This is a genomic window from Streptomyces sp. V4I23 (assembly GCF_030817975.1).
Lineage (GTDB): Bacteria > Actinomycetota > Actinomycetes > Streptomycetales > Streptomycetaceae > Streptomyces.
Map to the genome: position 1 here is coordinate 7,684,700 of NZ_JAUSZW010000004.1, position 13,230 is coordinate 7,697,929.

Here is a 13,230-nt window from a genome sequence, read left to right on the forward strand (position 1 = left end):
GCACATCGGACGAGAGAGGCAGTCATGGCACGCAAGGCGCCGCGCGTGGACCCCGGCGAGGACGCACTGGAAGTGACCGAGCCGAAGCGCTGGGCCGCCGGGATCCCCGCGGTGACCCATGCGCTGCGCATGGGGTACGACCAGATGGGCGTGCGGCGCACCGCACTGACCCTGCTGAAGGTCAACCAGAAGGACGGCTTCGACTGCCCCGGTTGCGCCTGGCCGGAGGGCGATCACCGCAGCAGGGCCGAGTTCTGCGAGAACGGCGCCAAGGCGGTCGCCGAGGAGGCCACCGTCCGCCGGGTGACGCGGGAGTTCTTCGCCGCGCACCCGGTGGGCGAACTCGCGGGCCGCAGCGACTACTGGCTGGGCCAGCAGGGCCGCCTCACCGAGCCGATGTACAAGCCGGCCGACTCCGACACGTACGTGCCGGTCACCTGGGAGACGGCGTTCGACATCATCGCCCAGCAGCTCAAGGCGCTGCGAAGCCCCGACGAGGCCGCCTTCTACACCTCGGGGCGGACCTCCAACGAGGCCGCCTACCTCTACCAGCTCCTCGTACGGCAATTCGGCACCAACAACCTGCCGGACTGCTCGAACATGTGCCACGAATCGAGCGGCTCGGCGCTCACCGAGACGATCGGGGTGGGCAAGGGCAGCGTCCACCTCGACGATCTGTACCGTGCCGACCTGATCTTCGTCGTCGGGCAGAATCCCGGCACCAACCACCCGCGCATGCTGTCCGCGCTGGAGAAGGCCAAGCAGCGCGGTGCACGCATCGTCGCGGTGAACCCACTGCCCGAGGCCGGACTGCTGCGCTTCAAGAACCCGCAGAACGCCCGCGGAGTCGCAGGAGGCGGCACACCCCTCGCGGACCGGTTCCTGCAGATCCGGCTCGGCGGCGACCAGGCGCTCTTCCAGGCGCTGTCGCGGCTGCTGCTGGAGGCCGAGGACGCAGAGCCCGGCACGGTCCTCGACCACGACTTCATCACCGCGCACACCGACGGCTTCGAGGCCTACGCCGCACACCTGCGCACACTCGACTGGGACGACGTCGCCGAGGCGACCGGACTCGCCCGCGAAGCCATCGAGGAGACCGCACGCGACGTCCTGTCCGCCCGGTCGATCGTGGTGTGCTGGGCCATGGGCCTCACCCAGCACAAGCACTCCGTGCCCACCATCCGCGAGGTGGTGGACTTCCTGCTGCTGCGCGGCAACATCGGCCGCCCCGGCGCCGGAGTGTGCCCCGTACGGGGCCACTCCAACGTCCAGGGCGACCGGACCATGGGCATCTACGAGAAGCCGGCGCCGGAATTCCTCGACGCGCTGCACAAGGAATTCGGATTCGACCCGCCCCGCCACCACGGTCTCGACGCCGTGGAGACGATCCGGGCGATGGGCACCGGGGACGTGAAGGTGTTCTTCGCCATGGGCGGCAACTTCGTCTCCGCCGCCCCCGACACGGCCGCCACAGAGCGCGCCCTGCGTGGCTGCCGGCTGACCGTGCAGGTCTCCACCAAGCTCAACCGCTCCCACGCCGTCTGCGGCCGACAGGCCCTCATCCTCCCTGTCCTCGGCCGCACCGAACGCGACCGGGGACCGGACGGGAAGGACCGGTTCGTCACCGTCGAGGACTCCATGGGGATGGTGCACGCCTCACGCGGCGGGCTGCCACCCGCCTCCCCGCACCTGCTCTCCGAGCCGGCCGTCGTCTGCGGGCTGGCACGCGCCCTGTTCGGGCCGGACGACGACGTGCCGTGGGCGGCCTTCGGGGCCGACTACGACACCGTCCGCGACAGCATCGCCCGCGTCCTGCCCGACTTCGCCGGTTTCAACACCCGGGTCCGCCACCCCGGAGGCTTCACCCTGCCGCACGGCCCCCGCGACGAGCGGCACTTCCCCACCCGCACGGGCAAGGCCAACTTCACGGTCAACCCGCTGGAAGTGCTGCGCGTCCCGCCCGGCCGCCTGCTGCTGCAGACACTGCGCAGCCACGACCAGTACAACACCACGATCTACGGCCTCGACGACCGCTACCGCGGCATCCACCAGGGACGCAGAGTGGTGTTCGTCCACCCCGACGACCTCGCCGAGCGCGGGATCACCGACGGGGACCCGGTGGACCTCGTCAGCGAGTGGCAGGACGGCCCGGAGCGGCGGGCACAGGACTTCCGCACCGTCGCCTACGACACGCCCCGCGGCTGCTGCGCGGCCTACTTCCCCGAGGCCAATGTGCTCGTCCCGCTCGACTCGGTGGCCGACATCTCCAACACGCCGACGTCCAAGAGCATCGTGGTCCGGCTCGAGCCGCGTGCGGCAGGGCGCACCGGCGAGGGGCAGGCGGCGCCGCTCGGCCCCCTCGGCCCGGGCGGGACTCAGCCGATGTAGCCCATGCGGCGGCTGATCTCCTCGGCGCCTTCGAGCAGCACGGGTGCGAGCTCGTGCATCCGTTCCTCGGTGAAGCGGTACTCGGGGCCGGAGGCGCTGAGGGCGGCGATGACTTCGCCGTCGCGGGACCGGATCGGCGCCGCCATGGCGTGCAGCCCGATCTCGAATTCCTCCAGCGACACCGCGTAACCGCGCTCCCGTGCCTCGGTGAGGGCCTTCTCCAGCTTGGTCCTGGCGGTGATGGTGCGCGGCGTCAGCTTCTGCATCCCCGACCCCGCGACCACTGCGGCCCGCTCCTTCGTCGGCAGGTGAGCCAGCAGGATCTTGCCGCTGGAGGTGGCGTGCACCGGAGTGAGCTGCCCGACCCAGTTGTGCGTGCCGACCGCGCCCGGGCCACGCACCTGGTCGAGGTTGACCGCGTAGTGCTCCTGCAGGACGGCGATGTTGACGGTCTCACCGATCTCCTCGGCGAGCCGCTCGCACACCGGCCGGCCCTGCTGGGTGAGGTCGAGACGGCCCGTGACCGCGCCCGCCAGGCGCACGATCCCGAAGCCGAGCCGGTACTTGCCCCTCTCGGCCGCCTGCTCGACCAGACCACGCGCCTCCAGCGCCCCGAGCAGACGGAACGCGGTCGACTTGTGCACGTCGATCTCGGCGGCGACCTCGCTCACGCCCGCCTCGCCGCGCTGGGCGAGGATCTCCAGGACGCTGACGGCGCGGTCGACGGACTGCACGCCGCCCGCCGCGGGACCTGCTGTTTCGCCATCTGCGGTATGGTTGCTCATAGCGCAACTATACGCACTGGTCTCCATGGATCCCTCAGGACGGCGGCCTGTGCAGCCACATCAGCGGCCCGAGCACGGATAAGCCGGTATACCAGTACCCGGCCACGTCCTCAAGGTATTCGGCGCCCACGAGGCGGGCGCGAGCGGACCGACGCACCAGGCTCTGCCCGACCCTGGCGAGCACGCCGCCGGCCGATGCGAAGCGCGCACGGTCCCACGGGACCGTGCGCGTCCTGTGCCGGGCACGTCGCCACCGGCTCGGCCAGGAGTTCGAAGGCGCTGTGCGCGGTCCGCACCGGGGCACGTGCCCGCCGGATCCACCGGACGGCAGCTCCTGCGCCTCCGCCCCGGGGGCCCGGCCGGTCATCACGCCGCTGCCGCAGGCTCACCCCGACGCCGGAGCCGGCCGGCCGCCTTGCCGGACACCTCTGTCGCGCGCCCCCCGATCCGGCTGCCCGCACGGCCGCCCGCGAGGCGCACCCCGCGCGACCGGACCCTGCGCTGCCGCGCGGCTGAGCGAGGCGGCCACCCGCAGGCGCACGCGCCGGCGCCCTGCCTGCGCGCGTGGGCCCTTGGCGGCCAAAAGGAGTCGCAACGCGGCCGGCACGGTCAGCGGAACACGACCGTGCGGTTGCCGTTGACCAGCACGCGGCTCTCACTGTGCCACTCCACGGCGCGGGCGAGCACCTGGGCCTCGACATCGCGGCCCATGGTGACCAACTCGTGCGGGGCGCGCGAGTGGTCCACGCGGACCACGTCCTGTTCGATGATCGGGCCCTCGTCGAGGTCCGACGTGACGTAGTGCGCCGTGGCACCGACGAGCTTGACGCCGCGCTCATGCGCCTGGACGTAGGGCCGCGCGCCCTTGAAGCTCGGCAGGAACGAGTGGTGGATGTTGATCGCCCGGCCGTCGAGCTGCTTGCACAGGTCGTCGGAGAGGATCTGCATGTAGCGGGCGAGGACGACGAGGTCGATGTCGAGCTCGCTCACGAGCTGCAGCAGCCGCGCCTCCGCCTCGCCCTTCGTCTGCGGGGTCACCGGGATGTGGTGGAACGGGATCCCGTAGTTCTGTGCCAGCGGCTCGAAGTCGCGGTGGTTGGAGACGATCGCCGGGACCTCGATGTTGAGCGTGCCCGTGGACCTGCGGAAGAGCAGGTCGTTCAGGCAGTGGCCGAACTTCGACACCATGATCAGTGTGCGGGTCGGGGTCGCCGCGTGGTGCAGCTGCCAGGCGATCCGGTACGCCTCGGCCACCGGGCCGAAACCGGTGCGCAGTTCGCTCAGGGAGATGTCCGGGTCGGAGACATCGAAGTGCACCCGCATGAAGAAGCGGTTCTGCAGTCGGTCGTCGAACTGCTGGCTCTCCAGGATGTTGCCGGAGTGGCCGACGAGAAAGGTGGTCACGGCGTGGACGAGACCGGCCCGGTCAGGGCACGAAAGGGTGAGGACGAACTCGCTGCCGGACTGCGGTCGAGGGGACATGGCATCCTCCGTTGGTGCGTATTACACAACAGGATGGGTGATACGCAACATCGTCCAGGGTGGACGGCCGGCTGGTCAAGGGCCGGCGGGCAACTGTCGCGCTTGGCGGGGCAGTCTTTTGCGACACCCGTCACCCATGGGTCGCAAGTTGCGCGATGTGCAATATGTTGCACATATTGAATTGAAGGTTCTGTTCGGCTTCCGGCCGTCGAGCCGCTTGCCGAAGTACCCGTCCGCCTGGCGGAAGTTGTCGGGGCGGCAAGGAGCGGCTCGTGCAGCGCTCCGGACATGCCGCGAGCCTGCGCCCGAGGTCGAGGGCAGGCTCGCGGCGGACGAGGTCTACGTGTAGATGACGAAGACCTTGCGCAGCGTCTCGTGGATCGTCCACGTGCCCTGCCAGCCGATGGGGAACACCGCTGTGGTCCCAGGGCAGACCTCGGTCGTCGCCCCGCCCTTCTCTTCGCACGTCATGCGCCCGGACAGCACGTGGATGACTTCCCCGCGGTCGGAGAAGTCCCGTGCCGACTCTCCGGGTTCGCACTCCCACGTCCCGCTGACGATCCTGCCGTCGTCCGAGGCGAAGATCCGCCGGCTGCGGGTCGGCATGGGCCCGCCGAGCGGCGTGGCTGTCGGCGGGGCCAGGTCCTTCTTGTCCTCGAGCTCGTCGGAGGACAGCGATCCGGCGTTCAAGCTGATGGTCATGCCCGTTTCCTTCTCTGTTGTGGGAGCGACCGGCACCCGCCGATCGCGCGCCCCCAAGGCGGCGCAGGCCGCCATTCGTCTTACGCGACGGGTGATGGGCGTTCGGTCGGCGGTGCCGCCGGCGGGAGGGACGGCGGGTGCCGGTCCGGCCGGGGCTGCGGACGCGCGCAGCGGTCCGGCGAAGTCCGCTCGTCTGCGGAGTCATACCGGACGCTGTTGCAACATATAGAACGTCCATCTCCATGCGCAACGCCCGTTGGCTGTGCTGTCACGAACGGCCGCCGGGCGTGAGGGGGCCGAGGTCGTCGCCGGAGGGGCGAGGAAGTTACAAGAGCTTCGGCAACTCGTCTTGACGCAGACACACGATCGACGTTCCGTTGCGTATGCAGGAACAAGTTTTTCTGAGCGCAACATTGCTCACGTGTGATCCGTCACCCGCGAGGTCGCCGCCCCGGTGTGGGGGTCACGCAGTCCACCGTCCCCCATCCCGGGAGTTCAGATGTCCATCCGTGCCATCGACGAGGCGCCACTGAACAGGTTCCATCGGAAACTGACCTGGGCCTGCGCCGGCGGCCCCTTCCTGGACGGCTACCTGCTCAGCATCATCGGCGTCGCGCTGGTCGGCATGAGCAGCGAGCTGCACCTGACCGTGGGGGACGTGGGTCTCATCGGTGCCGCCGCCCTCGTCGGCATCTTCGTCGGAGGCCTGTTCGGCGGAGCCGTCACCGACAAACTCGGCCGCGAGGCGATGTACACCATCGACCTGGCGATTCTGGTCGGCGCATCGGTGCTGTCGGTGTTCGCCACCGAAACCTGGCAGTTCGTCCTGCTGCGCTTCGTCCTCGGCACAGCCATCGGAGCGGACTACCCGATCGCGACGTCCCTGCTGGCCGAGTGGGTGCCGGGCCGGCACCGGGGCCGGCTGCTCGGCGTCCTCATCCTCGCCTGGTACGTCGGTGCCGCGGCCGCCTACGTGGCCGGCTACGTCATGGCCGAGATCGGCGGCACCGGTACCTGGCGGTGGATGCTCGCCTCCGGTGCCGTGCTGAGCGCCGTGATCCTGCTGATGCGCATCGGTACGCCCGAGTCGCCACTGTGGCTGGTGAACAAGGGCCGCACCGCCGATGCCCAGGACTCGATCAAGAAAGCCCTCGGCCGCACCGTCCCGATCGAGGAGCTGCTCGCGGCCTCGGCTGCCGAACAGGCGGTGGAGCAGAACCGGTTCCGCGACCTGTTCCAGGGCGTCTATCTGCGGCGGACGCTCTTCTGCGGGCTGTTCTACATGTGTCAGATCACGCCGATGTTCGCCCTGTACACCTTCGGCCCCGCCATCCTCGGCTCCTTCGGCCTGGGGGAGGGCAACGCCAGCAACCTCGGCTCGGCGCTGATCAGCGTCGTGTTCGTGCTGGGCTGCATCCCCGCGCTGCGCCTGGTGGACCGGATCGGACGCCGCCCCGTCATCATCTGGTCGTTCGCCCTGATGGCGGTCCCGCTCGCGGTGCTCGGCGGCGGCCACTCGCTCCCCATCACGGTGGTCATCCTGTGCTTCTGCGCCTACGCCCTCCTCTCTGGTGGTCCCACGGTGCTGGAGTGGACCTATCCCAACGAGCTGTTCCCCACCGGCATCCGGGCCACCGCGGGCGGCGTGGCCACCTCGATCAGTCGCATCGGCGCCGCCGCGGGCACCTTCCTGCTGCCGATCTCCCTCAGCGAGCTCGGCATCGGCACGACCATGCTGATCGGTGCCGGCATCACCCTGGTGGGCTGGGCGGTGTCCCTTGCGTGGGCCGAGGAGACGCGGGGCCGCACGCTGGCGGAGACCAGTGCCCTGCCCGCCCGCTCCCGGCAGCCCTCGACTGCCGACAGGGAGCGCGCCGCCGGTCTGAGGGAGGGCGACCTCGAACGATCCTGACGACGCAAGCGCCGAACGGCGCGACACGCAGCCGTCCGGCCCCTCGGGGGCCGGGCGGCCGCGTGCCCCAGGGGCGATGCGCCGTGGACCGCCCGGCGCTGCCCCCCTTTCCGGCCTCCTGTCCGATCATCGCGGAGGCGGCCCTGCCTCGTGGCCCGTTGAACGGTCGCGGGGCGCCGTCGTTTCCGCGGCCGCGGGCGGGCGGCCACAGGTGCTTCCGGCAGCAGGACAAGTTCGCCCGGCCAACCCCCTTGACAGTGGTCGCCCAGCAGGCAGACTGTTTCTTATAGCGAAGTAAGACGCGTAATGCGCAACAACGCGGGCGGTCGGGGCTCGGCCCTCCCAGGCTCCGAGCACGTCGGTCCGGCGCCGGTTGCCACGTCGGTCCGTACATCGCCCGCTGATCGTGCGGGCCCCACGAACAGCGACGTTCACCCTCTCCCTCGTCCATCGCCCCGGCGGAGCGATGTGACGCCCCGCCACCCAGCACATCCGGCCGAACCTCGCATTCGGCCGACTCCCTCAGCGAGGAGATCGACAGTGACACACGAGGTACGCGCCGTCGTCGCCCGGAAGAAGGGCGCCCCGGTCTCGGTGGAGACCGTCCTGGTTCCCGACCCCGGCCCGGGCGAGGCGCTGGTGCAGGTGCAGGCCTGCGGCGTCTGCCACACCGACCTGCACTACCGGGAGGGCGGGATCGCCGACGAGTTCCCCTTCCTGCTCGGCCATGAGGCCGCGGGCGTGGTCGAGGCGGTCGGTGAGGACGTCACCGACGTCGCACCCGGCGACTTCGTTGTGCTCAACTGGCGGGCGGTCTGCGGCGGCCTGTGCCGGGCCTGCAGCAAGGGCAAGCCCTGGTACTGCTTCTCCACCCACAACGCCACCCAGCCGATGACGCTGGCCGACGGCACCCCGCTGTCCCCGGCCCTGGGCATCGGCGCGTTCGCCGAGAAGACCCTGGTCGCCGCCGGCCAGTGCACCAAGGTGGACTCGACCGCCTCCGCCGCCGCGGCGGGACTGCTCGGCTGCGGCGTGATGGCCGGGTTCGGCGCCGCGGTCAACACCGGCGGCGTCGGCCGCGGGGACTCGATCGCGGTGATCGGCTGCGGCGGCGTGGGCATGGCCGCCATCGCGGGCGCCAAGGTGGCCGGCGCCAGCCGCATCATCGCCGTCGACGTCGACGAGCGGAAGCTGAGGTGGGCCGAGGGATTCGGCGCCACCGACACCGTCGACTCCTCCAAGACCGACGCCGTCGAGGCCATCCGCGCCCTCACCGGCGGCTTCGGCGCCGACGTCGTCGTGGACGCGGTGGGCCGTCCCGAAACCTACAAGCAGGCCTTCTACGCCCGCGACCTGGCCGGCACCGCCGTCCTGGTCGGCGTTCCCACCCCGGAACTGACCGTCGACCTGCCCCTGTTGGACGTCTTCGGCCGCGGCGGGTCAGTGAAGTCCAGCTGGTACGGCGACTGCCTGCCCTCCCGCGACTTCCCCGCCCTGATCGACCTCTACCTGCAAGGCCGCTTCGACCTGGCGGGATTCGTCAGCGAGAAGATCGCCCTCGACGAGGTGGAAGCGGCCTTCGCCAAGATGCACCGCGGTGACGTCCTGCGCTCGGTGGTCGTCCTGTGACGGCGCGGATCGAGCACCTGGTCACCTCCGGAACCTTCCAGCTGGACGGGGGCGGTTGGGAGGTGGACAACAACGTCTGGCTGATCGGCGACGACCGGGAGGTCCTGGTCATCGACGCCGCGCACGACGCAGCGGCGATCGCGGCCGCTGTCGGCGACCGGCGCCTGGTCGGCATCGTGTGCACCCACGCCCACAACGACCACATCAACGCCGCCCCTGCCCTCGCCGCCCGCACCAAGGCGCCCATCCTTCTCCACCCGGCCGACGCAGTCCTGTGGAAGGAGGTGCACCCCGACCGGGAGCACGGGCACTGGGAACTCGTCGACGGCGAGCTGCTGACCGTGGCAGACACCGGACTGTATGTGCTGCACACTCCCGGGCACTCTCCCGGGGCGATCTGCCTGTACGTACCCGAGCTGGGAGTCCTGTTCTCCGGCGACACCCTCTTCCAGGGCGGTCCCGGAGCCACCGGCCGCTCCTACTCCGACTTCGACACCATCATCGCCTCCATCCGCGACCGGCTGCTCACGCTCCCCGCCGACACCACCGTCCACCCCGGTCACGGCGCCACCACCTCGATCGGGGCCGAAGCCCCCCATCTCGACGACTGGATCGCCCGAGGGCACTGACGCGCCCGTCACAGAACACGAATCTGGAGGAAGGCCATGGCGGCACAGCCGAAGGTGGTCATCATCGGTGCAGGCATCGTCGGGTGCGCACTCAGCGACGAACTCGCCGCACGCGGCTGGACGGACGTCACCGTCCTGGAGCAGGGCCCGCTCTTCACCACGGGCGGCTCCACCTCGCACGCCCCCGGTCTGGTGTTCCAGACCAACGGGTCCAAGACGATGACCGAGTTCGCCCGCTACACGGTCGAGAAGTACAGCGCGCTGACCCTGGACGGGCAGTGGTGCTTCCAGCAGGTCGGCGGGCTGGAGGTGGCCACCAGCCCCGAGCGGCTGGCGGAGATCCAGCGCCGGCACGGCTGGCTGAGCTCCTGGGGCGTCGACAGCCGCCTGCTCACCCCCGAGGAGTCCGCCGCACTGCGCCCCCTGCTGGACGCCGAGCAGATCCTCGGCGGATTCCACATCCCCAGCGACGGCCTGGCCAAGGCCCTGCGGGCGGGCGAGGCGCAGGCCCGCCTGGCGATGTCCCGCGGCGCCCGGTTCCTCGGCCACCACACGGTGACCGGGATCGAGACGAGCGGGGACCAGGTCAGCGCGGTGGTCACCGACCAGGGGACCTTCCCGGCGGACATCGTGGTCTCCTGCGCCGGCTTCTGGGGCCCGAGGATCGGAGGCATGGTCGGGCAGGACGTGCCGCTGGTACCACTGGCCCACCAGTACGCCCGCACCACCGCACTGCCCGTGCTCGCCGGACGCAACGACGAGCGCACCGAGGCGTCCCTGCCCATCCTGCGCAACCAGGACGCCGGCCTGTACTACCGCGAGCTCGTCGACCGGATCGGCATCGGCTCCTACGCCCACCGCCCGATGCCCGTCTGCCTGGACGACGTCGCGCACCCGCGCGACACCGTGATGCCGTCCTCGCTGGAGTTCACCGAGGCCGACTTCGAGGGCGCCTGGGCCGACTCGGTCACCCTGCTCCCGTCTCTGGCCGACGCGAAGGTCGAGGAGGGCTTCAACGGCATCTTCTCCTTCACCTCCGACGGCATGCCGCTGATGGGCGAGTCACCGACCGTGCAGGGCTTCTGGCTGGCGGAGGCCGTGTGGGTCACCCACTCCGCCGGCGTGGCCAAGGCGATGGCCGAGTGGCTGGTCGACGGCCGGCCCGGCACCGATGTCCACGAGTGCGACGTCAACCGCTTCGAGGAGGTGCAGCTGGCTCCCTCCTACGTGCACGAGCGCAGCTGCCAGAACTTCGACGAGGTGTACGACATCCTCCACCCGCTGCAGCCGGTCGAGGCCCCTCGCCCCCTGCGGATCAGCCCCTTCCAATCCCGCCAGGAGGCACTCGGCGCAGTCTTCCTGGAAGGCGGCGGCTGGGAGCGGCCCCACTGGTACGAGGCCAACGCCGACCTGCCCGAAGTGGCCAAGATCCCCCACCGCAACGACTGGGCCTCCCGCTACTGGTCGCCGATCGCCGGCGCCGAGGCCCTCGTCACCCGCGAGCGTGTGGCCCTGTACGACATGACCCCGCTGAAGCGGCTCGAGGTCACGGGCCCCGAAGCGCTCTCCCTCCTCCAGGTGCTGACGACCAATCAACTCGACAAACCGGTCGGCTCGGTCACCTACACCCTGCTGCTCGACGACGCCGGCGGCATCCGCAGCGACCTGACCATCGCCCGCCTGGACACCGAGCGCTTCCAGATCGGCGCCAACGGCAACCTCGACCTGGACTGGCTGCGCCGCCATCTGCCCGGCGACGGCTCCGTGCAGGTGCGCGACATCACCGCCGGCACCTGCTGCCTGGGCGTGTGGGGTCCGCTCGCCCGCGACCTGGTGCAACCGCTGACCGAAACCGACTTCTCCCACCAGGGCTTCGGCTACTTCAAGGCCAAGCAGGCCTACCTCGGCGACGTCCCGGTCACCGCGATGCGACTCAGCTACGTGGGCGAGCTCGGCTGGGAGCTCTACACCACGGCCGATGTCGGAGCCAAGCTGTGGGACACCCTGTGGGAGGCCGGGCAGGAGCTGGGGATCATCGCTGCCGGCCGCAGCGCCTTCAACAGCCTGCGCCTGGAGAAGGGCTACCGCTCCTGGGGCCATGACATGACCACCGAGCACAACCCCTACGAGGCCGGCCTCGGCTTCGCCGTCCGCCGCAAGAAGCCGCACTTCACCGGACGGCCCGCACTGGAGGGAGTCAGCGAGGAGAATGTCGGCCGCCGGCTCACCGCCCTGGTGATCCGGGACCAGCAGGCCGTGGTGATGGGGCACGAGCCGGTCTACGTAAACGGCCGGCCGGTCGGCTACGTGACCAGCGCCGCCTACGGCTACACGATCGACGCGCCGATCGCCTACGCCTGGCTGCCCGCCCAGCACACCGCCCCTGGAACGCCGGTGGAGATCGAGTACTTCGGCACCGGAGTCGCGGCCGTCACGGCCGCCGAGCCCCTGTTCGACCCCGAGATGTCACGCATCCGGCGCTGAACCGGCCGCGGGCACGCGCAGAACCAACTCAACGACAGCAAGATTCCCAGGAGATGGACACATGGCCACTTCGTACGACGTGATCGTCGTCGGTCTGGGCGGGATGGGCAGCGCAGCCGCCTACCACCTTGCCGCCCGCGGTCAGCGAGTGCTCGGCCTGGAGCGCTTCGGCCCGGCCCACAACCTCGGCTCCAGCCACGGCGGATCCCGCATCTACCGGCAGGCCTACTTCGAGGACCCCGCCTATGTTCCACTGCTGCTCCGCTCCCACGAGCTGTGGGAGAAGCTGGCCGTCGACTCCGGCCACGAGGTCTTCACCGAAACAGGGGGCCTCATGATCGGACGCGAGGACAGCCTCGCCTTCGCCGGCACACTCGGCAGCGCCCAGCAGTGGGGCCTGGACCACGAGGTCCTTGGCGCCGCCGACATCCGGCGCCGCTTCCCCACCTTCAACCCGGCCGCCGAGGACGTCGGCTTCTACGAGCGCAAGGCCGGCGTCGCCCGGCCGGAGGCGACCGTCAACGCCCACCTGGACCTCGCCCGCGAACACGGCGCCGAGCTGCACTTCGCGGAAATGGTCCTCGGATGGGAGGCCGACGGCCCGGGCGGCAAGGCCTGGGCGGTGACCGACCGCGGCGCCTACATCGCCGACCGGCTGGTCATCGCCCCCGGCGCCTGGGCTCCGAAGCTCCTGTCCGACCTCGGCGTGAGTGTGACGGTGGAGCGGCAGGTCATGTACTGGTTCCAGCCAGAGGGCGGCGTCGGCCCGTTCACCGCCGACCGGCACCCCGTCTACATCTGGGAGGACCCGGACGGCACCCAGATCTACGGCTTCCCGTCCCTCGACGGCCCCGACAAAGGCGCCAAGGTCGCCTTCTTCCGCAAGGGCGTCCCCAGCGACCCGGACACCCTCGACAGGGAAGTCCACCCCGAGGAGGTCGCGGCCATCGCCGAGTACCTGCGTCCGCGGATCCCCTCACTGCCCGGCCGCTTCCTCAAGGGCGCGGCCTGCATGTACAGCAACACTCCGGACGAGCACTTCGTCCTTTCTCAACACCCCGAGCACCCGCAGGTAACGGTGGCCTGCGGATTCTCCGGCCACGGCTTCAAGTTCGTGCCCGTGATCGGCGAGATCATCGCCGACCTCGCCACGGAAGGCTCCACCGAACACCCCATCGCCCTGTTCGACCCCCGCCGTGTGCGCGTCTGACCTCTTTTC

General features: G+C 70.4%; 9 protein-coding genes. 6 read left to right on the top strand and 3 right to left on the bottom strand.

What is annotated here, in order from left to right; all coding sequences use genetic code 11:
* Positions 1-24: 24 nt before the first annotated feature.
* Positions 25-2,388 (top strand): FdhF/YdeP family oxidoreductase, encoded by a 2,364-nt coding sequence (locus QFZ82_RS37395; RefSeq protein WP_307717344.1) that lies wholly within the window; start codon positions 25-27, stop codon positions 2,386-2,388.
* Here QFZ82_RS37395 and QFZ82_RS37400 read toward each other — a convergent pair.
* The 3 genes from QFZ82_RS37400 to QFZ82_RS37410 form a co-directional block, all read right to left on the bottom strand.
* Complete coding sequence (locus QFZ82_RS37400) at positions 2,376-3,173, bottom strand: IclR family transcriptional regulator (protein ID WP_307717345.1); 798 nt, start codon at positions 3,171-3,173, stop codon at positions 2,376-2,378. The two genes, QFZ82_RS37395 and QFZ82_RS37400, sit on opposite strands and share 13 nt — an antisense overlap.
* A 609-nt stretch (positions 3,174-3,782) precedes the next feature.
* Positions 3,783-4,655 carry a formyltetrahydrofolate deformylase gene (gene purU / locus QFZ82_RS37405; protein ID WP_307717346.1) on the bottom strand — a complete coding sequence of 291 codons (873 nt, stop codon included), beginning with the start codon at positions 4,653-4,655 and terminating at the stop codon, positions 3,783-3,785.
* A 339-nt stretch (positions 4,656-4,994) separates the two neighbouring features.
* A complete protein-coding gene (locus QFZ82_RS37410; protein ID WP_307717347.1) occupies positions 4,995-5,357 on the bottom strand; it encodes a cupin domain-containing protein in 363 nt (120 codons plus the stop codon).
* Between the two features lie 499 nt (positions 5,358-5,856).
* On the opposite strand from QFZ82_RS37410, the gene QFZ82_RS37415 reads away from it, so the two are divergent.
* The 5 genes from QFZ82_RS37415 (at position 5,857) to solA (ending at position 13,221) form a co-directional block, all read left to right on the top strand.
* Positions 5,857-7,269, top strand: a complete 1,413-nt coding sequence (locus QFZ82_RS37415; RefSeq protein ID WP_307717348.1) for an MFS transporter — start codon at positions 5,857-5,859, stop codon at positions 7,267-7,269.
* Between the two features lie 540 nt (positions 7,270-7,809).
* Positions 7,810-8,898: an S-(hydroxymethyl)mycothiol dehydrogenase gene (locus tag QFZ82_RS37420; RefSeq protein ID WP_307717349.1), complete on the top strand. Its 1,089-nt coding sequence runs from the start codon at positions 7,810-7,812 to the stop codon at positions 8,896-8,898.
* The gene (locus QFZ82_RS37425; protein ID WP_307717350.1) at positions 8,895-9,527 is read left to right on the top strand and encodes an MBL fold metallo-hydrolase; all 633 of its coding nucleotides are present in this window, start codon (positions 8,895-8,897) and stop codon (positions 9,525-9,527) included. The genes QFZ82_RS37420 and QFZ82_RS37425 overlap by 4 nt, the downstream gene beginning before the upstream one ends.
* A gap of 36 nt (positions 9,528-9,563) precedes the next feature.
* Complete coding sequence (locus QFZ82_RS37430) at positions 9,564-12,011, top strand: FAD-dependent oxidoreductase (protein WP_307717351.1); 2,448 nt, start codon at positions 9,564-9,566, stop codon at positions 12,009-12,011.
* 61 nt (positions 12,012-12,072) lie between these two features.
* Positions 12,073-13,221: an N-methyl-L-tryptophan oxidase gene (gene solA, locus QFZ82_RS37435; protein ID WP_307717352.1), complete on the top strand. Its 1,149-nt coding sequence runs from the start codon at positions 12,073-12,075 to the stop codon at positions 13,219-13,221.
* Positions 13,222-13,230 lie beyond the last annotated feature (9 nt).

What these genes read in the sequence shown, in the direction of transcription:
- QFZ82_RS37395 (WP_307717344.1), top strand. Translation starts at nt 25, where the DNA reads ATGGCACGCAAGGCGCCGCGCGTGGACCCCGGCGAGGACGCACTGGAA.
- QFZ82_RS37400 (WP_307717345.1), bottom strand. Translation starts at nt 3,173, where the DNA reads ATGAGCAACCATACCGCAGATGGCGAAACAGCAGGTCCCGCGGCGGGC.
- purU (WP_307717346.1), bottom strand. Translation starts at nt 4,655, where the DNA reads ATGTCCCCTCGACCGCAGTCCGGCAGCGAGTTCGTCCTCACCCTTTCG.
- QFZ82_RS37410 (WP_307717347.1), bottom strand. Translation starts at nt 5,357, where the DNA reads ATGACCATCAGCTTGAACGCCGGATCGCTGTCCTCCGACGAGCTCGAG.
- QFZ82_RS37415 (WP_307717348.1), top strand. Translation starts at nt 5,857, where the DNA reads ATGTCCATCCGTGCCATCGACGAGGCGCCACTGAACAGGTTCCATCGG.
- QFZ82_RS37430 (WP_307717351.1), top strand. Translation starts at nt 9,564, where the DNA reads ATGGCGGCACAGCCGAAGGTGGTCATCATCGGTGCAGGCATCGTCGGG.
- solA (WP_307717352.1), top strand. Translation starts at nt 12,073, where the DNA reads ATGGCCACTTCGTACGACGTGATCGTCGTCGGTCTGGGCGGGATGGGC.